20 protein-coding genes are annotated in these 24,098 nt (G+C 72.6%); 4 read left to right on the forward strand and 16 right to left on the reverse strand.

The features are described from left to right. Positions 1–89: 89 nt before the first annotated feature. The 9 genes from pnp to rimP form a co-directional block, all read right to left on the reverse strand. The gene (gene pnp / locus LY05_RS04175) at positions 90–2,225 is read right to left on the reverse strand and encodes a polyribonucleotide nucleotidyltransferase (RefSeq protein ID WP_072746786.1); all 2,136 of its coding nucleotides are present in this window, start codon (positions 2,223–2,225) and stop codon (positions 90–92) included. A 236-nt stretch (positions 2,226–2,461) separates the two neighbouring features. Further along, on the reverse strand, positions 2,462–2,731 hold the full coding sequence (gene rpsO / locus LY05_RS04180; RefSeq protein WP_072746785.1) for a 30S ribosomal protein S15: 270 nt from the start codon (positions 2,729–2,731) through the stop codon (positions 2,462–2,464). Between the two features lie 215 nt (positions 2,732–2,946). Next, a complete protein-coding gene (locus tag LY05_RS04185; protein WP_148922201.1) occupies positions 2,947–3,732 on the reverse strand; it encodes a hypothetical protein in 786 nt (261 codons plus the stop codon). Positions 3,733–3,814: 82 nt separating this feature from the next. Then, entirely contained in the window at positions 3,815–4,723 is a 909-nt protein-coding gene (truB, locus tag LY05_RS04190) for a tRNA pseudouridine(55) synthase TruB (protein WP_072746783.1), read from the reverse strand. A gap of 68 nt (positions 4,724–4,791) precedes the next feature. Beyond that, entirely contained in the window at positions 4,792–5,244 is a 453-nt protein-coding gene (gene rbfA / locus LY05_RS04195) for a 30S ribosome-binding factor RbfA (protein WP_148922202.1), read from the reverse strand. A 100-nt stretch (positions 5,245–5,344) separates the two neighbouring features. Next, complete coding sequence (gene infB, locus LY05_RS04200; protein WP_148922203.1) at positions 5,345–7,969, reverse strand: translation initiation factor IF-2; 2,625 nt, start codon at positions 7,967–7,969, stop codon at positions 5,345–5,347. Further along, positions 7,969–8,613, reverse strand: a complete 645-nt coding sequence (locus LY05_RS04205) for an RNA-binding protein (RefSeq protein ID WP_072746780.1) — start codon at positions 8,611–8,613, stop codon at positions 7,969–7,971. The genes infB and LY05_RS04205 overlap by 1 nt, the downstream gene beginning before the upstream one ends. A 24-nt stretch (positions 8,614–8,637) precedes the next feature. After that, complete coding sequence (gene nusA, locus LY05_RS04210) at positions 8,638–10,278, reverse strand: transcription termination factor NusA (RefSeq protein WP_072746779.1); 1,641 nt, start codon at positions 10,276–10,278, stop codon at positions 8,638–8,640. After that, positions 10,275–10,925, reverse strand: coding sequence for a ribosome maturation factor RimP (gene rimP / locus LY05_RS04215; protein ID WP_148922204.1), 651 nt, complete (start codon positions 10,923–10,925; stop codon positions 10,275–10,277). Before rimP ends, nusA begins: the two co-directional genes overlap by 4 nt. Positions 10,926–11,205: 280 nt before the next feature. Here rimP and LY05_RS04220 point away from each other — a divergent pair, with 280 nt between their 5' ends. Together LY05_RS04220 and LY05_RS04225 are read left to right on the forward strand one after the other, a co-directional pair. Then, positions 11,206–12,360 carry an aminodeoxychorismate synthase component I gene (locus LY05_RS04220; protein ID WP_072746777.1) on the forward strand — a complete coding sequence of 385 codons (1,155 nt, stop codon included), beginning with the start codon at positions 11,206–11,208 and terminating at the stop codon, positions 12,358–12,360. Continuing rightward, entirely contained in the window at positions 12,309–12,995 is a 687-nt protein-coding gene (locus LY05_RS04225; protein WP_083581208.1) for an aminotransferase class IV, read from the forward strand. Before LY05_RS04220 ends, LY05_RS04225 begins: the two co-directional genes overlap by 52 nt. 5 nt (positions 12,996–13,000) lie before the next feature. Here the strand turns inward: LY05_RS04225 and LY05_RS04230 are convergent, their stop codons facing one another. Continuing rightward, positions 13,001–14,701 (reverse strand): NAD(P)H-dependent oxidoreductase subunit E, encoded by a 1,701-nt coding sequence (locus LY05_RS04230; protein ID WP_148922205.1) that lies wholly within the window; start codon positions 14,699–14,701, stop codon positions 13,001–13,003. 203 nt (positions 14,702–14,904) lie between these two features. On the opposite strand from LY05_RS04230, the gene LY05_RS04235 reads away from it, so the two are divergent. After that, positions 14,905–15,213 (forward strand): hypothetical protein, encoded by a 309-nt coding sequence (locus LY05_RS04235; protein ID WP_072746775.1) that lies wholly within the window; start codon positions 14,905–14,907, stop codon positions 15,211–15,213. Between the two features lie 183 nt (positions 15,214–15,396). On the opposite strand, the gene purD is transcribed toward LY05_RS04235, so the two are convergent. After that, a complete protein-coding gene (gene purD, locus LY05_RS04240) occupies positions 15,397–16,665 on the reverse strand; it encodes a phosphoribosylamine--glycine ligase (RefSeq protein ID WP_148922206.1) in 1,269 nt (422 codons plus the stop codon). 149 nt (positions 16,666–16,814) lie between these two features. Between purD and LY05_RS04245 the strand changes: the two genes are divergently transcribed. Further along, positions 16,815–17,972 carry an acyl-CoA dehydrogenase family protein gene (locus LY05_RS04245; protein WP_148922207.1) on the forward strand — a complete coding sequence of 386 codons (1,158 nt, stop codon included), beginning with the start codon at positions 16,815–16,817 and terminating at the stop codon, positions 17,970–17,972. A 158-nt stretch (positions 17,973–18,130) separates the two neighbouring features. On the opposite strand, the gene LY05_RS04250 is transcribed toward LY05_RS04245, so the two are convergent. The 5 genes from LY05_RS04250 to LY05_RS04270 all read right to left on the reverse strand — a co-directional run bounded on the left by LY05_RS04250 (position 18,131) and on the right by LY05_RS04270 (position 24,096). Further along, the gene (locus LY05_RS04250; protein WP_148922208.1) at positions 18,131–20,323 is read right to left on the reverse strand and encodes a lytic transglycosylase domain-containing protein; all 2,193 of its coding nucleotides are present in this window, start codon (positions 20,321–20,323) and stop codon (positions 18,131–18,133) included. 107 nt (positions 20,324–20,430) lie between these two features. Beyond that, a complete protein-coding gene (locus LY05_RS04255) occupies positions 20,431–21,423 on the reverse strand; it encodes an MDR family oxidoreductase (protein WP_148922209.1) in 993 nt (330 codons plus the stop codon). 63 nt (positions 21,424–21,486) lie between these two features. Further along, on the reverse strand, positions 21,487–22,590 hold the full coding sequence (locus LY05_RS04260) for a dimethylsulfoniopropionate demethylase (RefSeq protein ID WP_148922210.1): 1,104 nt from the start codon (positions 22,588–22,590) through the stop codon (positions 21,487–21,489). A gap of 88 nt (positions 22,591–22,678) precedes the next feature. Continuing rightward, complete coding sequence (locus LY05_RS04265) at positions 22,679–23,287, reverse strand: DUF1326 domain-containing protein (RefSeq protein ID WP_148922211.1); 609 nt, start codon at positions 23,285–23,287, stop codon at positions 22,679–22,681. An 11-nt stretch (positions 23,288–23,298) separates the two neighbouring features. After that, a complete protein-coding gene (locus tag LY05_RS04270) occupies positions 23,299–24,096 on the reverse strand; it encodes a DUF2182 domain-containing protein (protein ID WP_148922212.1) in 798 nt (265 codons plus the stop codon). Positions 24,097–24,098 lie beyond the last annotated feature (2 nt).

A 24,098-nucleotide genomic window follows, 5' to 3' on the forward strand; every position in this document is an offset into this window, starting at 1 on the left:
CGGCGCGCCAGCCCGCCGGCGCAGCCAGGGCGCGAAAAAGCCGGCCGCGCATCGCGCGCGGCCGGCTTCCTTGGGGCGGGATCGGGCGATCAGGCGTCTTCGCGCTTGATCTCTTCGCCCGTCTCCTGGTCCACGACCTTCATCGACAGGCGCACCTTGCCGCGATCGTCGAAGCCCAGCAGCTTGACCTTCACCTCCTGGCCTTCCTTGACGATGTCGCGCGGGTTGGCGCCGCGGTCCCAGGTCATCTGGCTGACATGCACAAGGCCGTCGCGCTTGCCGAAGAAGTTCACGAAGGCGCCGAAATCCATGATCTTGACCACCTTGCCGGTGTAGATCTTGCCGACCTCGGGCTCGGCCACGATCGAGTTGATCAGCTCCTTCGCCTTCTCGATCGCCGCGCCGTCGGCCGAGGCGATCTTGATCACGCCGTCGTCGTTGATGTCGACCTTGGCGCCCGATTCCTCGACGATCGAGCGGATGACCTTGCCGCCGGCGCCGATGACCTCGCGGATCTTGTCGGGGTTGATCTGCATGGTCTCGATGCGCGGCGCATGGACCGAGAAGCCGCTGGCCGAGCTGATGGCGCGCGACATCTCGCGCAGGATGTGCAGCCGGCCGTCCTTGGCCTGCGCCAGCGCCTGCTTCATGATCTCGGGCGTGATGCCCGCCACCTTGATGTCCATCTGGAGCGAGGTGATGCCCTTCTCGGTGCCGGCCACCTTGAAGTCCATGTCGCCCAGGTGATCCTCGTCGCCGAGGATGTCGGTCAGCACCGCGAAGCGGCCGTCCTGCTCGAGGATCAGGCCCATGGCCACGCCCGCCACCGGCGCCTTGAGCGGCACGCCCGCATCCATCATCGACAGCGAGGCGCCGCAGACGGTCGCCATCGAGGACGAGCCGTTCGACTCGGTGATCTCGGACACGAGGCGGATGGTGTAGGGGAAGTCGGTCGCCGGCGGCAGCACCGCCTGCAGCGCGCGCCAGGCCAGCTTGCCGTGGCCGATCTCGCGCCGGCCGACGGGGCCGACGCGGCCCGCCTCGCCCACCGAGAAGGGCGGGAAGTTGTAGTGCAGCAGGAAGCGCTCGCGCCACTCGCCCTCGAGCGCGTCGATGATCTGCTCGTCATCGCCGGTGCCCAGCGTGGTCACGACCAGCGCCTGCGTCTCGCCGCGGGTGAACAGGGCCGAGCCATGGGTGCGCGGCAGAAGGCCGACTTCGCAATCGATCGGGCGCACGGTGGTCAGGTCGCGCCCGTCGATGCGCCGCCCGCCCGAGATGATGTCGCCGCGCAGCACCATCGATTCCAGCTTCTTGAGCGCCTCCATCGCGGCCGAGGGGTCGACCGGCTCTTCGGCGCCCTCGTTCAGCGCCTCGATCACCTCGGCGCGGGCGGCGGCGATGGCGGCCTGGCGCGCCTGCTTGTCGGTGATGGCGAAGGCGGCGCGCATCTTGTCCTCGCCCAGCTCCTTGACGCGGGCGATGAGGGCCGAGTTGTCCTCGGGCTGGAAGTCGAAGGGGTCCTTGGCGGCCTCTTCGGCCATCTCGATGATCAGGTCGATGACCGGCTGCATCTGCTCGTGGCCGAACTGGACGGCGCCCAGCATCTCGTCCTCGGACAGCTCGTAGGCCTCGGATTCGACCATCATCACCGCGTCGCGGGTGCCGGCGACCACGAGGTTGAGCTTCTGCTCGGGGTTCTCGTTCAGCCGCTGCATGTCCTCGACCTTGGGGTTGAGGATGTATTGGCCGTTGGCGTAGCCCACCCGCGCGCCGGCGATCGGGCCCAGGAAGGGCGCGCCCGACAGGGTCAGCGCGGCCGAGGCGGCGATCATGGCCAGGATGTCGGGGTCGTTCTCGAGATCATGGCTCAGAACGTTGATGATGATCTGGGTCTCGTTCTTGAAGCCGGGAACGAAGAGCGGGCGGATCGGCCGGTCGATCAGACGCGAGGTCAGCGTCTCTTTCTCGGTGGGGCGCGCCTCGCGCTTGAAGAAGCCGCCGGGGATCTTGCCCGCGGCGTAATACTTCTCCTGGTAGTGGACCGAGAGCGGGAAGAAGTCCAATCCGGGCTTGGGCTTCTTTTCATAGACCACGGTGGCCAGCACCGAGGTTTCGCCCAGCGTGGCGAACACGGCGCCGTCGGCCTGACGGGCCATGCGGCCGGTTTCGAGGGTCAGCGTCTCGCCGCCCCACTGGATGGATTTCCTGACGATGTCGAACATGCGTTTTTCCTTTTCGGACGGTCGGCGCCCGGTGGCGTCGGCCGCGTGTCGCCCCCATTCGGGGCGGGCCCCATTTTCCATATCCCATCGCTTCAACCCGGGGCCGGGGGAGGAAACGCGTCGGACGTCGGCGGCCCGCGGGGGCCGTGCCCCTTGCGGGGCGGCGGGCCCGGCCCAGGGGCCGGTCCCATCGGTTTGCGCAAGGCGCGCCCCGTGCGGAGCGCGCCTTGCCAGGGTCAGCGGCGGATGCCGAGGCGGGCGATGAGCGACTTGTAGCGCCCTTCGTCCTTCGACTTGAGGTAGTCGAGCAGCTTGCGCCGCTGCGACACCATCTTCAGAAGGCCACGCCGCGAGTGGTTGTCCTTCTTGTGGGTCTTGAAATGCTCGGTGAGCGCGTTGATGCGGTGGGTCAGGATGGCGACCTGGACCTCGGGCGAACCGGTGTCGCCTTCCTTGGTCGCGTATTCCTTGATCACGGCTTCCTTGACGTCGGGAGCGATCGACATCGTGGCCTCCTTGGGCTGTCATGGTTGTTGCGGTCGGCGTCATGCGCCGTTCTCCGCCGGCGCGCGCCGGGATGTCGTCCAGCGAGGTCGTCGGAGAAGACCGTCATATGCCCCGGATCTGCGGAAAATGGAAGCCCATTCTGCCGATCGCGCCGCGCCGAACGAAACGGGGCGACGCCGGCGCGCCGCCCCGCATCCGTTCGCACCCGTCGGGCTCAGCTTTTGCGCCGGCGCGCCGCGAAGCCCAGCGCTGCCAGCGCCGCGGCCATCAGCGGCAGCCCCGCGGGCAGGGGCGCCGGCGTCGGCTGAACCGAGACGGTCAGGTTGTCGAGCAGGATCATCTCGCCATTGGGGTCGTTCTGCGCGAACCCCAGCCGCGAGGTCAGCGTCGCGCGCACGATGCCCGCCGCCGAACTGGCGCCGTAATACTGCCCGGTGGAGCTGGAAAACTGCGGCGCGATCTCGAGGAAGTCGATGAGCGCGTCCGAGGCGTCGTAGGTCGCGAGCTCCCAGGTGTTGTCGAGCCCGCCCAGGTTCATGGCGAAGAAGGTGGCGGGGGCCGCGAACAGGAACTCGATCTGCGTGACGTAGGGCAGGGGGGCGCCGCCGTCGTCGTAGTTGATCGATTCCTCGCCGTTGCTCAGGCTCTGGCCCTGCGTGTTGTATTTGCCCGAAGTGTCGTAGCAGACGTAATCGCCGCAATGGCTGTAGGGGCCGAAGGGCGTCGGCAGCGCCGAGGCGTGGTCGATGGGAAACTTGCTGTCGACATGCAGCGGCGCGGCGGTCTTGCCGCCAAAGCGCAGGTCCCAGCCGCTGAGCTTCACCAGGCCCAGGTCAAGGACCGTGTAGGCGCCCGGAGCGACGCTTTCGAAGTCGAACTTGACCGCCCCCGCCGCGGCGGGATCGGAAAGGGGGTCGCCGTTGCCCGTGATGGGCGCGGCAAGCGCGCCGGTCGCCGTCAGGGCGGCCGCGGCCAGCCAGCTGAAAATGCCTTTCATCATGCGAATCCCACCGTGCCGTAAAAGATCATCAGCGTTCATGTTCGGTGCAAATTCGCTAAAAGTCAATGCGCCGGCGCCGGCGTCAATCGGCGGCGAAGACCCTGTTCGGATGCACCTGCCCGCCCTTGTAGACCCCGATCGCCACCGCCCGTCCGTCATGCGAGGCCCAGACGGCGTCGCCGTATTCGGCGTCGGCGCGCAGGGCCGGGGCGGGCTGGCCGGCGCGCAGGCGGCCGGCGCCCTCGGCGGTGACGGGAATTTCCTCAAGGCCGCTCAGCCCCGCTTCGACCGGCAGCAGGCGCGCGGCCGCGTCCGGGTCGTCGCGCATGGCCTCGAGCGCCTCGATCGAAACCGCGTCGGCCAGCTCGAAGGGGCCGGCCCAGATGCGGCGCAGCTGCGTGACATGGCCGCCGCAGCCCAGGACGCGGCCCAGATCCCGCGCGATCGCGCGCACATAGCCGCCCTTGCCGCACACCATCTCGAACACGGCGTGATCGGGGTCGGGAATGTCGGTCAGGGTCAGGCTCTCGACCCACAGGGGGCGGGGGGCGAGAGCCACCTGCTCGCCCGCGCGGGCCAGGTCGTAGGCGCGTTCGCCGTCCACCTTCACCGCCGAGAAGGCGGGGGGCGTCTGCATGATCTCGCCCTCGAAATCGGGCAGGGCGGCCTCGATGGCGGCGCGGTCCGGGCGCAGGTCCGAGCGGGCGATCACCTCGCCCTCGGCGTCGTCGGTCGTCGTGGAGGCGCCCCAGCGCACGGTGAACGCATAGGCCTTGAGCGCGTCGGTCACATAGGGAACGGTCTTGGTCGCCTCGCCGAAGGCCACGGCCAGAACCCCCGTCGCCAGGGGGTCGAGCGTGCCCGCATGGCCCGCCTTTTGCGCGCGCAGCGCCCAGCGCGCCTTCGACACCACCTGCGCCGAGGTCATGCCCTGCGGCTTGTCCACCACCAGCCAGCCGTCGATCGGCAGGCCCTTCTTGCGTCGCGCCATCTTCGCAGCTCCTTCATGCGGCCGAGCGGGGGCGGGGAACGGCCCGTCGCGCCCGGCCCGCCGCGCGGTCAGTCGCCCTGGGGGCCGCCCTTGCCCGCATCGCCGGGGCCGTCGGCCTCGGCGTCGTCATGCGCCACGTCGCGGCGCACGCGCTCCTCGGACAGAAGGCGGCGCGTCTCGTCCATGCGGTCGAAGCTTTCATCCAGGACGAAACGCAGATCGGGCAGGTATTTCATGGTCACATGCCGCGCCAGGGCGCGGCGCAGCGTGGCGCGGGCGCGCTTGAGCGCGTCCAGCGCCTGGTCGATCTCGCGCCCGCCCAGCGGCATGACGAACACGGTCGCATGGCGCAGATCGGGCGAGCAGCGCACCTCGGTCACGGTGATGGTGTGCCGGGCAAGCTCGGGGTCGTGATGTTCGCCGCGCATCAGCACGTCGGACATGGCGCGGCGGATCAGCTCGCCCGCGCGCAGCTGGCGCTGGCTGGGGCCGCGGCCGTCGTCGAAGCGTTTGGCGCTCATGCCTCATCCTTTCAAATGCGTCCGGCGCCGGGGCCGGGCGGGGCGAACGCGAACGGCGCGGCGAGCGGGTCGCCGCGCCGTTCCTTGCGGCGGCTTCGCCTCAGAGCGTGCGCTCGACCTTCTCGGAGGTGAAGATCTCGATCACGTCGCCGGGGCGGATGTCCTCGTAATTCTCGAAGGCCATGCCGCATTCCTGGCCCGCGCGGACCTCGGCCACCTCGTCCTTGAAGCGCTTGAGCGTCTTCAGGCGGCCTTCGTGGATCACCACGTTGTCGCGCAACAGACGCACGCCGGCGGCGCGGCGGGCGACGCCCTCGGTGACCACGCAGCCGGCCACCTTGCCCACGCCCGAGACCTTGAACACCTCCTTGATCTGGGCGTTGCCCAGGAAGGTTTCCTTGATCTCCGGCGAGAGCAGGCCCGAAGCGGCCGCCTTCACGTCGTCCACAAGGTCGTAGATCACCGAGTAGTAGCGGATCTCGACGCCCTTCTGGTTCGCCGCCTCGCGCGCGGGGGCGTTGGCGCGGACGTTGAAGCCGATGATCGGGGCCTTAGAGGCCTCGGCCAGCGTCACGTCCGATTCGGTGATCGCGCCCACGCCGGCATGCAGCACGCGCACGCGCACCTCGTCGTTGCCGATCTTCTCCATCGCCTGGACGATCGCCTCGAGCGAGCCCTGCACGTCGGCCTTGACCACGATCGGCAGCTCGGCCACGTCCTGATCCGCCTTGGCCTGGGCCAGGAGCTGGTCGAGCGTGGCGCGCGCGCCGCGGGCGGCCTGCATCTCGCGCGCCTTGCGCTGACGGTAGTCCGAGATCTCGCGCGCCTTGGCCTCGTCCTCGACCACGTTCAGCACGTCGCCGGCCTCGGGCGTGCCCTGAAGGCCCAGAACCTCGACCGGGACCGAGGGGCCGGCCTCTTCGACGCGCTCGCCGCGGTCGTTCATCAGGGCGCGCACGCGGCCCCACTGCTCGCCCACCACGAACACGTCGCCGCGGCGCAGCGTGCCGCGCTGCACCAGCACGGTGGCGACCGGGCCGCGGCCCACGTCCAGCTTGGCCTCGATCACCGCGCCTTCGGCGGGGCGGTCGGGGTTGGCCTTCAGGTCCAGGATCTCGGCCTGGAGCGCGATGGCCTCGAGCAGCTCGTCGAGGCCCTTGCCGGTCTTGGCCGACACCTCGACGTCCTGCACGTCGCCCGACAGCTTCTCGACCACCACCTCGTGCTGGAGCAGTTCGAGGCGCACCTTCTCGGGGTCGGCGTCGGGCTTGTCGCACTTGTTGATGGCCACGATCATCGGCACGCCGGCGGCCTTGGCGTGGTGGATCGCCTCGATGGTCTGGGGCATGACCGAATCGTCGGCCGCCACCACCAGGACCACGATGTCGGTCACCTGCGCGCCGCGCGCGCGCATCGAGGTGAAGGCGGCGTGGCCCGGCGTGTCGAGGAAGGTGATCTTCGCGCCGCCCTCGGTCGTCACCTGATAGGCGCCGATATGCTGGGTGATGCCGCCGGCCTCGCCCGAGACGACGTTGGTGTTGCGGATCGCGTCCAGCAGCGAGGTCTTGCCGTGGTCCACATGGCCCATGATCGTGACCACGGGCGCGCGCGGCTTGAGGTCCTCGGGGCGGTCCTCGGCGGTCTCGATCACGTTCTCGACGTCGGCTTCCGACACGCGCACCACGCGATGGCCGAACTCCTCGACCACCAGCTGGGCGGTGTCGGCGTCGAGCGTGTCGTTGATGGTGACCATCATGCCGCTCTTGAACAGGGTCTTGACCACGTCGGCGGCGCGTTCGGCCATGCGGTTGGCCAGCTCCTGCACCGTGATCGCGTCGGGCACCTGCACGTCGCGCACGACCTTCTCGCGGGTTTCCGAGCCGCGCATCTTGCGCTTCTCGCGCTCGGCGCGGCGGCGCATGGCGGCGACCGAGCGCTGGCGCCCGCCCTCGTCGTCGGACATCACGCGCGAGATGGTCAGCTTGCCCGAGCGGCGGCGTTCCTCGTCGCGGCCGCGGGGGCCGGGGCGGTCGGCGCCGTCCTTGCCGCGCTTGCCGGCCGGGCCGCGGGCGGGGCCGCGGTCGTCGGGGCGCGGGGCGGCGGCCTCTTCGGCCGGGCGGGCGCGGGTCTGCGCCTCGGCCTTGGCGCGCTCTTCGGCCTGCTTGCGGCGGGCCTCCTCGGCGGCGGCCTCGGCCTTGGCGGCCTCTTCGCGCTCGCGGCGGATCTGCTCTTCCTTCTCGCGGCGCTCGCGCTCTTCCTTCTCGGCCAGAAGGCGCAGGCGCTCTTCCTCGCGGGCCTTGGCCTCGGCCTCTTCGCGGGCGCGGCGGGCGCCTTCGTCGCGCTTGGCGGCCTCGAGCGCGCGCTTGCGGCGCTCGTATTCCTCGGGCGAGAGGCTTTGCAGCATGGCGCCGCGTCCCTTGGGCCCCTGCGCCGCGCGCGCCGCGCGGCCGGCGCCGCCGGCCTGCTGGGGCGCCTGGGGCGCGGGCGTCGCAGCCTGCGCCGCCGGCTTCTCGGCCGCCGCGGCCGAGCCCGCCTTCGCGCCGCCCGCGGCCTTGGCCGCCGCGCCGGGCGCCTTGGGCTTGATCACGCGCTTGCGCTTGGTCTCGACCACGACGGTTTTCGAGCGTCCCTGGCCGATGCCCGGCCGCACGCGCCCGGCCCCGCCGCCGCCGCCTCGCGTCCGGATGGTGCCGCCCGTCTTGTTGTCGCCGTCAGTATCGCTCATCAACCGTCCTTTTTCCCGCCCTGTGCGGGAGTCGTCATGTCCTGCGCGTCGTCGCAAGTTCGAAAGCCGGAAAGCCTCAGCGACTCGCGGAGCACGCTCTGGGCCAGTCCGCCCTCGTCAAGGGCGGCATGTATCACAAATTCCCGGCCAAAGGCCAAACCCAATTCGCGGCTGCTCAGGCAATCCACGATCGGGGCCTTGCCGGCCAGGGGGCGCAGCTTGGCCCGCCCCTGTTCGGAGCCGTCGCGCGCCTCGATCAGCGCCGCGACCGGCCCCTTCTTGAGCCGGGCCTTTACCTTCTCGAAACCGGTGACCGCAAGCCCCGCCTTTCGGCAAAGCGCGATCAGTTCGGTCAGCCGCGCCGCCAGAAGCGCCTCGACCCGCTCGGGCAGATCGGGCGCGGCGGCGGCCCGGGTCTTGAACGCGCGCGAGAAAAGCCCCCGCCGCACGGCCTTCTCGAGCGCGTCGCGCCGCGCCGTCACCCAGGCGCCGCGGCCGGGCAGGCGCTCGGCCAGATCCGGCGCGACCTGCCCGTCAGGCCCGAGGACGAAGCGGATCAGCCCCTCGCGCGGGGCGCTCTCGCCGGTGGCGATGCAGCGCCGCTCGGGCTGCTCGCGCGTCTTGAGCCGTCCGCCCCGGGTCATGGGCGCGCCGTGCGGGCCGGGGCGTCACGCCTCGGCCCGGACCTCCGCGGCGGGCGTCGCGGCATCCTCGCCTTCGCCCTCGGCCCCTTCCTCGTCCTCGGCGGGCTCGAGATCGGCCGGATCGACCATGCCCAGCTCGACTCGGGCGCGCATGATCAGCTCCTGCGCCTCTTCGAGCGAGACGTCGAAGGGTTCGAGAATGCCGTCATCCTTGACCCGCTTGCCGTCGATGGTCGAGTAGCCGCCCGCCAGCTCCCAGTCGGCGCATTCGGCGAAGTCGCGCAGGGTCTTGATGCCGTCCCTGGCCAGCGCCAGCACCATCTGCGGGGTCAGCCCCTCGAAGGCGATCAGGTCCTCGGCCGCGCCAAGCTCGCGCGCCTCGTCCAGCGCCTTCGCGTTGGCTTCCTCGAGCTTCTCCTGCGCGCGGGTCTGCAGCTCGGCGGCGGTGTCCTCGTCGAGGCCCTCGATCGAGAGCAGCTCGTCGCGATCGACATAGGCGATCTCCTCGAGCGAGGCGAAGCCCTCGGAGACCAGGATCTGGGCCAGGAACTCGTCAAGATCGAGCTGCTCCTGGAACAGCTTGGTGCGCTCGGCGAACTCGGCCTGGCGGCGCTGGCTTTCGGCCTCTTCGGTCAGGATGTCGATGTCCCAGCCGGTCAGCTGCGAGGCGAGGCGCACGTTCTGGCCGCGGCGGCCGATGGCCAGCGACAGCTGGTCGTCGGGCACGACGGCCTCGATGCGGCGCGCGTCCTCGTCCAGCACCACCTTGACCACGTCCGCGGGCTGCAGCGCGTTGACCACGAAGGCGGCCGGGTCCTCGGACCAGGGGATGATGTCGATCTTCTCGCCGCCCAGCTCCTGCACCACGGCCTGCACGCGCGAGCCGCGCATGCCCACGCACGCGCCCACCGGATCGACGCCGCTGTCATGCGAGACGACGCCGATCTTGGCGCGCGAGCCGGGGTCGCGCGCGACGGCCTTGATCTCGACCGTGCCCTCGTAGATCTCGGGCACCTCCATCTTGAACAGCTCGGCCATGAATTCGGGCGCCGTGCGGCTGAGGAAGATCTGCGGGCCGCGCACCTCGCGGCGCACGTCGCGGATGTAGGCGCGGATGCGGTCGCCGGTGCGGTGCATCTCGCGCGGGATCAGCTGGTCGCGGCGGATGATGCCCTCGCCCCGGCCCAGATCGACGATGACGTTGCCGTATTCCACGCGCTTGACGACGCCGTTGATGATCTGGCCGACGCGGTCCTTGAACTCTTCATACTGGCGCTCGCGCTCGGCCTCGCGCACCTTCTGCACGATGACCTGCTTGGCGGTCTGCGCGGCGACGCGGCCGAAATCCATCGGCGGCAGCGGCTCGGAGATGAAGTCGCCCACCTCGGCCTCGGGGTTCATGGCGCGCGCCTCTTCGAGCGAGATCTCGGTGAAGTGGTTCTCGACCTCTTCGACCACCTCGCGCGCGCGGGCCATGGTCAGCTCGCCCGTCTTGCGGTCGATATGGGCGCGGATGTCATACTCGGCCCCGTAGCGCGAGCGCGCCGCCTTGGCCAGGCTGTCCTCCATCGCCTCGATCACCAGCTCGGGATCGATCAGCTTCTCGCGCGCGACGGCGTCGGCGATCTGCAAAAGCTCAAGTCTGTTCGCGCTGACCATTCTCAGGCCTCCGTGTTCGCATCTTCGTCCGCGGCCCCGGCCGCGCGGGCGCCGCCCTTGCCGGCGGCGGAATCCTCGTCGTCGTCTTCTTCGGTCTCGATCTCGTCGAAGGCGTCGGGCGCGGGCTCGGGCGCCAGCCCGGCCGCCTTGCGCGCGCGCAGCGATTCGGCGATCAGCTCGTCCGTCAGCACCAGCTTGGCGTCGGCGATCAGATCGAAGGACAGGCCGATCACGCCCTCGGCGATCTCGATCAGGACCTCGCCGTCCTCGACCCCGTGCAGGACGCCGCGAAAGCGCTTGCGCCCGTCGATCATGACGTCGGTCTCGATCCTGGCCTCCCAGCCGGCGAATCGCTCGAAATCGGCGATGCGGGTCAGCGGGCGGTCGATGCCGGGCGACGAGACCTCGAGCGCGTAGCGCCCCTCGATCGGGTCCTCGACGTCCAGCGCCGCCGACAGCGCCCGCGAAAGCCGCGCGCAGTCGTCCACCTCCATCACGCCGTCGGGGCGCTCGGCCATCACCTGAAGCGTGGCCTTGCGCTCGGCGCCGGTGAAGCGCACGCGCACCAGTTCGAACCCCATCCCTTCGACGGTGGGGCGCAGGATGCGCGCAAGGCGCTGGTCCAGCGGTGTCTTGGCGACCAGGTCGGTCAAGTCGGGTCTCCTGAAAACGCGGAGGGCGGGCCTTAGCGGCCCGCCCTTCCCGGTCCGGTCGAGGCCCCCGTGGCGGGGACGTCGCCGCTATGTGTCACGCCATATACGCCCTTTGCCGCCGCGCCGCAAGGGCGCGCGCCGAAATATGCGCCGCGCCGCCTTCGGACCGCGGCGCGTCGCGCGGCGGCTTTCGTCGGCGGCGATTCGATGGCATAGCGTGCCGCCGGTCCCGCGCCGGCGCCCGCCCAGGGGCCGCCGGCCCAAGCCGCAAGGTCGCCGCATGCGCCGCTACGTTCTGTTCGACAACGGCCCCGAGGCCCCGCCGCTGCTGTTCGCCCGTCCGCGGCGGCTGCTGGCGGCGTGGGAGCCGGCCGAGGTCGCCGATTGCTTCGCGCGCATGGAGGCGGCGCGCGCGCAGGGCGCGTGGCTGGCGGGCTATGCTTCCTACGAGCTGGGCTATGCGCTCGAGCCCCGTCTCGGGCCGTTGACGCCGCGCGGGCGGCGCGCGCCGCTGATGCTGTTCGGCGTCTTCGACGCGCCGGCCCCGGCGGAAGAGGGCGCGGCGCTGCTCGCGCAGGCCGACCCCTCGCGCGCAGCGCTGTCCGCGCCCGCGCCGGACTGGAGCTTCGACGACTACGCGCCGCGCTTCGCCCGCGCCGCGGCGTGGATCCGGGCCGGCGAGTTCTACCAGGTGAACCTGACCTTCCCGATGCGCGCGCGCGCGCGCGGCGCGGCGGCGGATCTGTTCGCGCGCATGCGCGCGGTGCAGCCGGTGCGCCACGGGGCGCTGGTTTCGCTGGGCGTCGGGCCCGAGGTGCTGTCGCGCTCGCCCGAGCGCTTCTTCCGCCTGTTCCCCGACGGCCGCATCGAGGTGCGGCCGATGAAGGGCACCGCCCCGCGCGATCCCGACCCCGAGGCCGACCGCGCCATCGCCCGCTGGCTGGCCGAGGACGCCAAGAACCGCGCCGAGAACCTGATGATCGTGGACCTGATGCGCAACGATCTGGCGCGCGTGGCGCAGGTGGGTTCGGTGCGCGTGCCGCGGCTGTTCCATGTCGAGACCTACGCCACGGTCCACCAGATGGTCTCGAGCGTGACGGCGCGGCTGCGCCGGCGCCTGACGCTGGCCGAGCTGTTCGCGGGCCTGTTCCCCTGCGGCTCGATCACCGGCGCGCCAAAGGTGCGGGCCATGGAGGCGATCCGCGCGCTCGAGCACGCGCCGCGCGACGTCTATTGCGGCGCGGTGGGCTGGGTCTCGCCCGACGGGGGCGCCGATTTCAACGTCGCCATCCGCACGCTGTCTTTGCATCCGGGCGGCGAGGCGGTGTTCAATGTGGGCGGCGGGCTGGTTCAGGACTCGACCGCGCGCAAGGAGTATGAGGAATGCCTGCTCAAGGCCCGCTTCGCGACGGACGTGGCGCGGGGGCCGGCCTGAACGGCCGCGCCGCGCCGCAGGACGGGGCCCCGGCGCTGATCGAGACCATGCTGCGCCGCGACGGGGTCTATCCGCGCCGCGCGGGGCACATGGCGCGGCTGGCGCGCTCCTGCGCGGCGCTGGGGCGGCCGCTGGACATGGCCGCGGTCGAGGCGGCGCTGGACGCCGCGCCCGCCGGCGGGCTGTGGCGCGTGCGGCTGACGCTGGACGCGGACGGGCGCGTCGAAGTCGCCTGGACGCCCTTCGCGCCGCTTGCGCCCGGCGCGGTGTGGCGGGTGGCGATCTCGGCGGTGCGGCTCGACCCGGCCGATCCGTGGCTGGGGCACAAGACCACGCGCCGCGCCGCCTACGAGGCCGCGCGCGCCGCCGCGCCCCCCGGCGTGGACGAGGCGCTGTTGCTGAACCTGCGCGGCGAGCTGTGCGAGGGCGCGATCACCAACGTCTTCGTCGATCGCGGAGCGGGGCTCGAGACGCCGCCCCTGTCCTGCGGCCTCTTGCCCGGCGTGCTGCGGGCCGAGCTGCTGGCCGCCGGGCGCGCGCGCGAGGCCAAGCTGCGCCCCGAGGATCTGCGCGGCGCGCGGCTTTTCGTCGGCAATGCCCTGCGCGGGCTGATCCCGGCGCGGCTGGTCGGGTAGGGCGCTCAGCCTTCGGCGTCCAGCTCGTCGGCGAAGTGGCGCAGCGCCAGCCGGATGGGATTGGGCGCCGCCTGGCCCAGCCCGCAGATCGAGGCGTCGGCCATGGTCTGGCACAGCTCCTCGAGCAGCGGCGCGTCCCAGCGCGGGGCCTCCATCAGCTTGACGGCCTTCTCGCAGCCCACGCGGCAGGGGGTGCACTGGCCGCAGCTTTCCTCCTCGAAGAAGCGCAGCATGTTGAGCGCCGCGTCGCGGATGCGGTCCTTGTCCGACAGCACCACGATCGCCGCCGAGCCGATGAAGGTTCCGTGCGCGTCGAGCGCGTCGAAATCCAGCGGCGCGTCGTCGATGCTGGCGGGCAGGATCCCGGCCGAGGGGCCGCCCGGCTGATAGGCCTTGAAGACGTGGCCGTCCTGCATGCCGCCCGCGGCTTCGATCACGTCGCGGATCGTCGAGCCGGCCGGCAGCAGGTGCACCCCCGGCCGCTTCACCCGCCCCGAGACCGAAAAGGCGCGCAGGCCGCGGCGGCCGTTGCGCTCGACCCCGTTCAGAACCTGCGGCCCCTCGCGGCAGATGCGCGTCGTCCAGTGCAGCGTCTCGACGTTGTGAACCAGGGTGGGGCGGCCCCACAGCCCGCGCTGGGCCACATAGGGCGGGCGGTGACGCGGCAGGCCGCGCTTGCCCTCGATGCTTTCGAGCATCGCGCTTTCCTCGCCGCAGATATAGGCGCCGGCGCCGCGGCGCAGCTCGACATGGCCCGGCGCGATCAGCCCCGCCTCTTCCAGCGCGGCGATCTCGCGGCGCAGGATCTCGAGCGCGGCGGGGTATTCGTCGCGCAGGTAGAAGAAGCAGCGCTCGGCCTCGATCGCCCAGGCGGCGATCAGCATGCCCTCGAGCACCGTATGCGGCGTCGACTCGAGCAGCGCGCGGTCCTTGAAGGTGCCCGGCTCTCCCTCGTCGGCGTTCACCGCCATGTAGCGCGGCCCGGGCTCGGCGCGCACGAAGGACCATTTGCGCCCGCTCGGAAAGCCCGCCCCGCCCATGCCCCGCAGCCCGGCCTCGAGCAGCGCGTCCTGCACCTGCTCGGGCGTGCGCGCGCCCGCGCGCAGCGCCAGAAGCGTCTCGTAGCCGCCTTCGGCGCGATAGGCGGCCAGATCCTGCCAGCGGGGCAGCTCGGGCTCGGTCAGGCCGGCCTCGACGGCGGCCAGGACGGCCTCGGGGGTGGCGCGGTCGATGTGGCGCCGGCCCAGCTGCGCCGTGGGCGCAAGGTCGCAGCGGCCCATGCAGGGGGCGTGCAGCACGCGCACCTGCGCCGGGTCGGTCCCGCGGGCAAGCGCCTCGCGCAGGGCCTCGGCGCCCGCCATGGCGCAGGACAACGAGCTGCAAACCCGGATCGTCAGCGCCGGCGGCGGGGTCTCGCCCTCCTTCACCACGTCGAAATGCGCGTAGAAGGTGGCCACCTCGAACACCTCGGCCTGGGACAGGCCCATCTCCTCGGCCAGGGCGCGCAGCAGATCGGCGGGCAGGTGGCCGCGCGCGTCCTGGATCAGGTGCAGATGCTCGATCAGCAGGTCGCGCCGGCGCGGCCGGTCGCCCAGCAGCGCGCGCAGCTCGGCCAGCGCCGAGTCCGAGACCTGCCGTCCCTTGGGGGTCTTGCGGCCCTTGCCGCGCCCCGACTTCCATACGCCCTTGCCGTCGTCCAGCGCCATGCTTCGCCCCGTCATCCGTGCCCGTCACCGGTGATCGCGCCGCGCCGTGCCGGGCGGCCGCGGGCATGGTAGCGCGTGCGCGCCGGCGCGGGCAGGGCGAAAAGCGACGCAACGAGGCGCGCGGCGGACATGGCCCGCGCGTTCACCCTTTGGAAACCATCTTGCGCGCACCCTGACGCCGACCGATGGAACGAGGAGGCGCGATGTTCAGGGCATGGATCGCGGCCGCGCTTGCGGCGCTGGCGCTGGCGGCGTGCTCGTCGCCGGGAATGCGCTTCGTGGGCGCCGAGCCGACAAGGGTCGAGGTCGACGGCTGGAGCTTCGACGTCTATCGCGCGGGCGACGAGGCGCAGGCCATTCGGCTCAGCAGGGCATGGGGCGCCAGCGCCGAGCTCATGGCCCTGCGCGGCGCCGAGGCCATGCGCCGCGCCACGGGTTGCGAGCCGGTCGAGAAATCGATGCGGGCCGACCCTTCGGTGCTGACGGCGGTCTTGCGCTGCACGACCGGCTGATTGGCGGGCTGGCCGTCGCGCGTGCGGCTGCGCGGCGGCGACCGTTGGCGGTGGCCGAGAGGCCCGGCGCGCGCCGTTCCGGCGAGTTCGCGGCGCCGGCTCGTTCAAGCACGCCGCCGGGCGCGTCCGGGCGCGCGCCCCCGGGCCGGTCCGGCGCCAGGCGCGTTTGCCGAAGCGCCGCGTTCAGCGCGACAGCGCGCGCCAGCCGATGTCGCTGCGGCAAAAGCCGCCGGGCCAGTCGATGCGGGCGATGGCCTCGTAGGCCTTGGCGCGGGCCTCGGCCAGCGTCGCGCCGCGCGCGGTCACGTTCAGCACGCGCCCGCCATTCGACAGGATGCGGCCGTTTTCGGCGCGGGTGCCGGCGTGAAAGATCTCGACGTCCGGGTCGGCCGCCGCGGCTTCGAGGCCCCGGATCTCTTCGCCCTTGGCGTAGGCGCCCGGATAGCCCTTCGCAGCCATGACCACGGTCAGCGCCGGTTCGGGGCGCCAGTCCAGCCGCACGCCCTCGAGCCCGCCCTCGGCGCAGGCGCGCAGGGCGGGCAGGATGTCGCCCGCCAGGCGCATCATCAGAACCTGGCATTCGGGGTCGCCGAAGCGGGCGTTGTATTCGACCAGCCGCGGGCCCGACGGGCCGATCATCAGCCCCGCGTAGAGCACGCCGCGATAGGGAGCGCCGCGGCGGGCCATTTCCCGGATCGTTGGCAGGACGATCTCGTCGATGGCGCGGCGCTCGATCTCGGGGGTCAGCGCCGGCGCGGGCGAATAGGCGCCCATGCCGCCCGTGTTGGGGCCCTTGTCGCCGTCGAAGGCGCGCTTGTGGTCCTGCGCGCCGGGCAGGGGCAGGACGTGCTCGCCGTCGGTCAGGACGAACAGGCTGGCCTCCTCGCCGGGCATGAACTCTTCGATCACCACCGCCGCGCCCGCGGCGCCGAAGGCGCCGGCGAACATCTCGTCGATGGCGGCCAGGGCCTCGTCCTCGGTCGCGGCCACGACCACGCCCTTGCCCGCGGCCAGCCCGTCGGCCTTGATCACGATGGGGGCGCCCGACGCGCGGACATGGGCCTTGGCGGCCTCGGGGTCCTCGAAGCGGGCCCAGGCGGCGGTCGGCGCGCCGCAGGCGTCGCAGATCTGCTTGGCGAAGGTCTTGGACGCCTCGAGCTGCGCCGCCGCGCGCGAGGGGCCGAACGCCGCGATCCCCGCCTCGCGCAGCGCGTCGGACACGCCCGCGGCCAGCGGCGCCTCGGGGCCGATGACGACGAAGTCGATGTCTTCGGCCCGGCACAGGGCGATGACGGCGGCGGGGTTCTCGATGTCGGCCGGGACGCAGCGCGCGACGGCGGCGATGCCGGCGTTGCCCGGCGCGCAGATCAGCTTGCCGCAATCGGGGCTGCGGGCGATCGCCCAGGCCAGGGCGTGCTCGCGCCCGCCGCCGCCAAGGATCAGGATGTTCATCATGCGCCTCTTCGCTGTGGTCGGCCTCGCTTGTAGGGCGCCGGGGGCGGGCGCGTCCAGACGCGGCGCGGCGGGGCGGCGCGGCGCTGGATTCGGAACGGCGTTTCGCGTATTTCGACATCAGCAGCCGGCAACCGAGGAAGACCCCGATGGTGGACGAAGAGACCTTCGCGCAGCTGATCGACGCCGTGGACCGTTTCGTGGAAGAGCGCCTGATCCCGGCCGAGCCGCGCGTCGAGGCCGAGGACGAGATCCCCCCCGAGATCGTCTCCCAGATGCGCGAGATGGGCCTTTACGGCCTGACGATCCCCGAGGAATACGGCGGCCTTGGCCTGAGCATGTCGCAGGAGGTGCGGCTGGTGGAGCGGCTGTGCCGCGCCTCGCTGGCCTTTCGCTCGCTGATCGGCACCAATCTGGGCATCGGCTCGCAGGGCATCCTGATGGATGGAACCGAGGAGCAGAAGGCGCATTGGCTGCCGCGGCTGGCCTCGGGCGAGGTGACGGCCTCGTTCGCGCTGACCGAGCCCGATTACGGCTCGGACGCGGCGCATATCCGCACCTCGGCGCGGCGCGACGGGAACGATTTCGTCATCAACGGCGTCAAGCGCTACATCACCAACGCGCCGCGCGCGGGGGTGTTCACGCTGATGGCGCGCACCAATCCCGACGATCCGGGCGCGGGCGGGGTGACGGCCTTTCTGGTTCCGGCCGACGCGCCGGGGCTGGAGCTGGGCCCGCCCGACCGCAAGATGGGCCAGCGCGGCGCCAAGACCTGCGACGTGCGCCTGACCGACGTGCGCGTGCCGCAGGACGCGATCATCGGCGGCCCCCGGAACGAGGGCAAGGGCTTTCGCACGGCGATGAAGGTGCTGGACCGCGGGCGGATCCACATCTCGGCCGTGGCGGTGGGAACCGCGCAGCGCATGCTGGACGAGGCGCTGCGCTATGCCATGGAGCGCGTGCAGTTCGGCAAGCCGATCGTCGAGCACCAGCTGGTGCAGGCGCTGCTGGCCGACAGTCAGGCCGAGCTTCTGGCCGCGCGCGCCATGGTGCGCGAGACCGCGGCGCTTTACGACCGCGAGGGGCGCGCGCAGCTCGAGGCGTCGGCCTGCAAGCTGTTCTGCACCGAGATGGCCGGCCGCGTCGCCGACCGGGCGGTGCAGGTGCATGGCGGGGCGGGCTACATGGCCGAGTATCCCGTCGAGCGGCTTTACCGCGACGTGCGCCTTCTGCGCATCTACGAGGGCACGAGCCAGATCCAGCAGATGCTCGTCGCCCGCCAGATGGCCCGCCGCGCGGCGCGCTGAGCCCGGCCGCGCGCCGGCGGCGGGGGCGCCGGCCGTCGCCCGCGCGGCGGCGTCGCCCGCCCGCGCGGCCGGCGCGGGGAGCGTTTCGCATGCGTCGCCGGGCGCGCGCGTCGGCGGCGCGCTCCGGCCCGGGCGCGGATGCGGCGTGGCCGGTTGCGTCAGCGCAGGCCCAGCCTTGCGCCAAGCGACAGGGGCTGCGGCGCGCCGCTCAGGCGGGCGGCGTAGACATGGACGCTTTCCATCACGCGCATGACGTAGTTGCGGGTCTCGGGGTAGGGGATGGACTCGATCCAGTCGAGCATCTCGATCTGGCCGCGCCGCGGATCGCCCAGCCGCTCGAGCCATTCGCGCACGCGCGCGGGGCCGGCGTTGTAGGCGGCCGCGGCCAGGGGCTCGGCGCCGAATTCGCGCATGAGCTCGGCCAGATAGGCCTGCCCGAGCCGCGCATTGTAGCGGCCCTCGGAGGTCAGCGCGTCGCGCGAGTAGTCCACCCCCAGCGCCGAAGCCACCTTGCGCGCGGTGGCGGGCATCAGCTGCATGAGGCCGCGCGCGCCGGCGGGGCTGACGGCCTCGGGGGCCAGCTCGCTTTCCTGCCGCGCGACGGCCAGCGCCAGGGCGCGCGGCACGCCCGGCTCGGGCGGGCCAAGATCGACGATCGGGTAGAGCAGCGCCGCCGGGGCGTCGCCTTCGGCGGCCCGCGTCGTCTTGGCGATGGCGATGGCGATGTCGGGGCGCCCGAGGTCGAGCGCCAGCGCGCCCAGCGCCTCGCGGTCGCGCCGCGTCGGCGCCTGGCGCGCGGCCGCGGTCAGGAGCCTTCGGGCCAGATCCGGCGCGCCCGCCTCGGCCGCCAGCGCCCCGGCGCGCGCCAGCCCGCCGCGCAGCCAGGGCGCGCGTTCGGGGTCTGGCAGCGGCGTGGCGCCCGTCAGCGCGGGGTCGGGCGGGGCGCCGATCCGCTCGGCCGCCAGCTGGCCGTAGAAGGTGGTCTGGAAGGCGGCGGCGCGGGCATGGGCGGCGCGCGCCTCGTCCGCCTTGCCGGCGGCCTCGAGCGCGCGGCCCAGCCAGTAGCCCGCCCGCCCCTTGCTGACGGGGGTCGAGACGGCGGCGTCGAAGGCGCGCAGATGCGTCAGCGCGCGCGCCGGATCGTCGAGCCGTCGCAGGGCGATCCAGCCGGCGAGCCATTCCAGCTCGGCCATGCGCGCGCCATCGTCAAGCCCGTGCCCCGAGACGATGCGCAGGGCGTCGCGCGCGCGGCCCTGCTGCAACGCCTCGCGCGCCAGCAGGAGCCGACCGCGCGCCCAGGCGGCGGGGCGGCCGAGGCCCTGCTCGGAGGGCGGGCGGGACAGCAGCAGCGCCTCGGCCTCGTCCAGCCGGCCGCGCGCCAGCAGGAAGGCGAAGCGGTCATGGGCAAGGCCCGGATCCGCGGCCAACCGGGCGGGAACGGCGGCCAGCGCGGCCTCGGCGCCCGGGCGGCCTTCGCGCAGCGCGATGCGCGCGCGCATCAGCGCCATCAGATCCGCGTCCAGATGCGGCGCCATGCGCATGGCCTCGCCGCTCAGGCCGCGCCAGAGCAGCATGTCGAGACGCTCCGCATGGGCGCCGGCCAGCGCCGCGCCCCATTCGCGCTCGAAGGCGCGCTGCTCGGACGGGGTCAGGGACAGGCGGCGCCATGCGGCGCGCGCGGCCGCGCGGGCGGCGTCGATGCGGCCCTGGGCGCGCAGCGCCTGCGCCAGCATCAGCGCGCCGGCGCCCGTGGCGGGGGGCGTTCGGGCGAAGAAGGCGACGATCTCGGCCGGGGGCGGGGCCTGATCGAACGGCGCATCGGCGGCGGCGCGCTCGGCCGCGCGGCGCAGCCGGGCGGCGTCGGGCCAGCCGGGGTTGCGGGCGAGGAAGTCGGCATATTCGCGCCAGCGCCCTTCGCCCGCGCGCAGACGCAGCCAGCGCAGAAGGTCGGCGCCCGCCGGCTCTGCGGCCGCATCCAGCGCGCGTTCGGCCAGCAGGGCCGCGGGCCAGTCGCCGCGGCGCGCGGCGGCGAGGCCCTCGGCGACGATCCGCGCCGCGGGGCCGGAAGGAAGCGGCGCCGCGCCCGAGGCCCGCGCATCCGGGGCCGCGGCCCTGCCGGGCGGAGCGGGCGTCGCCCAGGGGGCCGCGCCGTCCGGCGTCGAAGCGGCCGCGCGGGCGGGCGCCTCGATTCGCGCTTCGGTCCGCGGGGCGGGAAGCGGCGCGCGCAAGGGCGCCGGGCCCTCGGCGCCCGCGGCGGCCTGGCCGAGCGCGGCCGCCGCCAGCGGCGCCGCGTGCAGAAGGAAGAGGGTCGCAGCCCCGCTCGGGAGCCGCCGGCGATGAATGCGCGCCATTCGGGTCTTTCCGCTCGATCCGCGCGGTTGGTCCGCGCCGTGACGCGCAGTCTAGCACGGCGGCGCGGCCGAGGCCCGATCACGCGCGCGCGATCGGGCCGCGGCGATCAGGCGTTGACGTCGACGACGACGCGGCCCTTGACCTGGCCTTTCAGGATGGCCTGCCCCAGCGCGGGCAGATCGGCCAGCGTCGCGGGCTGGACCATGGCCTCGAGCTTGTCCATGGGCAGGTCGCGGGCGATCCGGTTCCAGGCGCGCACGCGGTTCTCGTAGGGCTGCATCACGCTGTCGATGCCCAAGAGGTTCACCCCGCGCAGCAGGAACGGAATGACGGTGGTGTTGAGCTGCGCGCCCCCCGCAAGGCCCACCGCCGCCGCCGAGGCGCCGTATTTCAGCTGCCCCAGCACGCGCGCCAGCATGACGCCGCCCACCGCGTCGACGCAGCCCGCCCAGGTCTCGGATTCGAGCGGGCGCTTGACCGGCTCGGACAGCTCGGCGCGCGGCACGATCCGCGAGGCGCCCAGCCCGCGCAGATACGCCTCGGCCTCGGGGCGGCCGGTGACCGCCGCCACCTCGTGCCCCAGCGCCGCCAGCAGCGCCACCGCCACCGATCCCACGCCCCCGGCGGCCCCGGTGACCAGCACCGGGCCGGCGCCGGGCTTGAGCCCGTGATCCTCGAGCGCCATCACCGCCAGCATCGAGGTCAGCCCCGCCGTGCCCACGGCCATGGCCTGCCGCGTGGTCAGCCCCTCGGGCAGCGGCACGAGCCAGTCGCCCTTCACGCGCGCCTTCTGGGCATAGCCGCCCCACCAGATCTCGCCCACGCGCCAGCCGGTCAGCACCACCTTGTCGCCGGGCTTCCAGCGCGGATCGGACGAAGACTCGACCGTGCCGGCGAAGTCGATGCCCGGCACATGCGGATAGGTCTTGACCAGCCCGCCGCCCGTGGTCAGGCACAGACCGTCCTTGTAGTTGAGGGTCGAGTACTCGACCGCCACGGTCACGTCGCCCTCGGGCAGACGCGATTCGTCGATCTCCTGAACCGAGGCGTGGGTCTTGCCCTCGTCGTCCTTCTCCACGATGAGCGCCTTGAAGGTCATGCGCAGTCTCCTTTGTGCGTCGTTTCCATTGGCGCGGGGCGCGGGCCCCGCGGCGTGCGTCGTTCAGTTGAAGGGGCGTTCGCGAACCGTGGCGCGGCGCGCGCCTTCGGGCGTTTCGACCGTCACCTCGGTTCCATCGTCCCAATGGGTCATGCGGATCATGCCGATGGCCACGTTGGTCTCGAAATCGGGCGACCAGGCGCAGGACGTCACCTGCCCCACCCGCCGCCCGCCCGCAACGACGGGCCAGACGTCGGCGCAGGGCGCCAGCGGATCGCCCGAGATCGCGAGGCTGCGGATCTGGCGCACCGGCCCCTCGGAGGCCACGCGCAGCAGCGCGTCGCGCCCCACGCAGCCGATGGCCGTGGCCGTGTCGCAAAACCGGCCCAGGCCGCATTCATGCGGCGTGTTCTCGCGCGTCATGTCGTTGCCGTAGCTCAGCAGGCCCGACTCGATGCGCTCGATCAGGTTCGGGCAGCCCGCGCGCACGTCCAGATCCGCCCCCGCCGCGAACAGCGCGTCCCACAGCGCGGGGCCGATGTCGGCGCCGTCGACATAGATCTCGAACCCGCCCTGCTTGGAATAGCCCGAGCGGGCGATCACCAGCTCGCGCCCCCGGAAGTCGAACAGGTCGAAGCGGAAGAAGCGGATGTCGCGCACGCGGTCGCCGAACACCCGCGCCATCAGCGTTTCGGCCAGCGGGCCCTGCACCGCCAGCGGCGAGACGTCGGGCTCGGTCACGTCCACCTCGAGCCTGAAGCCGTAGGCCAGGCCCTTGACCCACAGCAAGAGGTCGCTGTCGGCGATCGAGATCCACCACCGGTCCTCGGCCAGCTTGAGCGTGACGGGGTCGTTGAGCATCCCGCCCGTCTCGTCCACCATCGGGGTGTAGAGGCATCGGCCCGGATGCACGCCGCGCAGATCGCGCGGGGTCAGCATCTGCACAAGGCGCGCGGCGTCGGGGCCGCGCACCTCGACCTGCCGCTCGCAGGCCACGTCCCAAACCTGCACCGCGGTCTTGAGGTGGCGGCACTCGGCGGCGACGTCGCCGAAATGGGTCGGCAGAAGCATGTGGTTGTAGACAGTCCAGCCCTTGACCCCGGCGGCGATCACGCGGTCGGTGAAGGGGGTGCGGCGCGTGCGGCGCGAAATCGAAAGCTCGGCCATGGCGGCTGCTCCTGGCGTGGTTCTGCGCGGGGCGCCCGCCGCCCCGCGCCGCGCTTGCGGCGGGCGGCGCCCGCCGCGGCCGGCCCTGTCAGGCCGAGCCCCAGCGGATCTGGCAGATCTCGGCCGAGCGGCCGTCGAAATCCCACACCCGGCCGCGGTCGCGCACGCGGCCCTGATCGGCCTTTGCGATGGTCACGTCCGGGCCCATCCAGTAGCCGGTGTTGACGACCTTGACCTCCTCGCCCGGCTCGGCACCCTCGATCGGCGTGACCGCGCCCTTGATCTTGCGGCCCACGGTCAGGCGGCGCGTCTTGCCCTCGGTCTCGTAGGTCACGGGCTGGCGCTCGGCGCCCAGGAACTCGCCCACCAGGACCGAGAACAGCCCCGTCGTGCCGCGCGCCTGCCCCGAGAAGATCCTGACCAGCGCGTCGAAGGCCTCGTCCGAGGCGCGCTCGTCGATATAGGCGGCGGCCTTCCAGTTGCCGCGCGCCATCAGGCCGGGGATGTCCAGAAGCATGCCGATGTTCAGCCCCGACAGGTCGACGCCGTTGAAATGGCCCTTGTCGATGCGCACGCCCATCCAGGCCTGGCAGTAGCCCTCGGTGGGCGGATGCTTGCCCAGGCTCACCACGCACGGGCAGAACACCGTGCAGTTGCAGTTGAGGATCAGCTCCCCCTCGATCTTCCAGTCGTCCATCGGGCCCCTCCCTAGGCAAGCGCGCCGGCGGCCGTCGCGGCCGCGGCGCCGATCAGCGCGAACCCCAGCGGGCGCGTCAGCGGACGTCCCAGCTCGGGCAGTTTCTCGAGCGTCATGAGGGCGGTCCCCGCCGCCATCCACGCGATGTTCATGGTTCCGCCGACGAAGGCCAGCAGCATCAGCGCCCAGCAGCAGCCGAGGCAGACCGCGCCCAGCTCGACGCCCATGCGCGCGGCCGCGAGCGGGCCGGGGCGCCAGCGCTCCATGAAGAAGGTCAGCGGCGCGCGGCACTTGCTCAGACACGCCTGCTTGAGCCGGCTGAACTGGTAAAGCCCCGCCAGCGCCAGAAGCGCCGCGTTCAGCCACAGCGCCGTCGCGCGGCCCTCGGCGTCGATCGCGCCCAGCGCCGACAGCCTTGCCTGCGCCAGCGCCGCCAGGGCCGAAAAGCCCAGCCAGACGGCAAGATACCCGCCCAGCAGCGCGAAGAAGTCGCGCTCGCCCCCCGCGCCGGCGCGCGTCAGGTCGCGAAAGGCGCGCAGGGCGGGCAGGGCGGTGGGCGCCATCATCGCCGCCGACATCGCCGCCCACATGGCGACAAGCGCCCAGGGCCGCGCGTCGCGCGCGCCCGCCGCGCAAAGGTCGCGCCACCAGTCGAGGCCAAGCGCCGCCGGCCCCTCGGGCGGGTTCAGCGCCGGGTCCATCAGCGCCGCCGCCGACCATGCCGCCAGCGTCAGCGCGTAGAAGCCGATCCAGCCGGGCGCCGCGCCCCAGCGCCGTTCGGCCCTTGCCGGATGTTCGCCCGCGCTCATGC

This window comes from Oceanicella actignis, assembly GCF_008124525.1.
In the GTDB taxonomy this organism is placed as follows: Bacteria; Pseudomonadota; Alphaproteobacteria; order Rhodobacterales; family Rhodobacteraceae; genus Oceanicella; species Oceanicella actignis.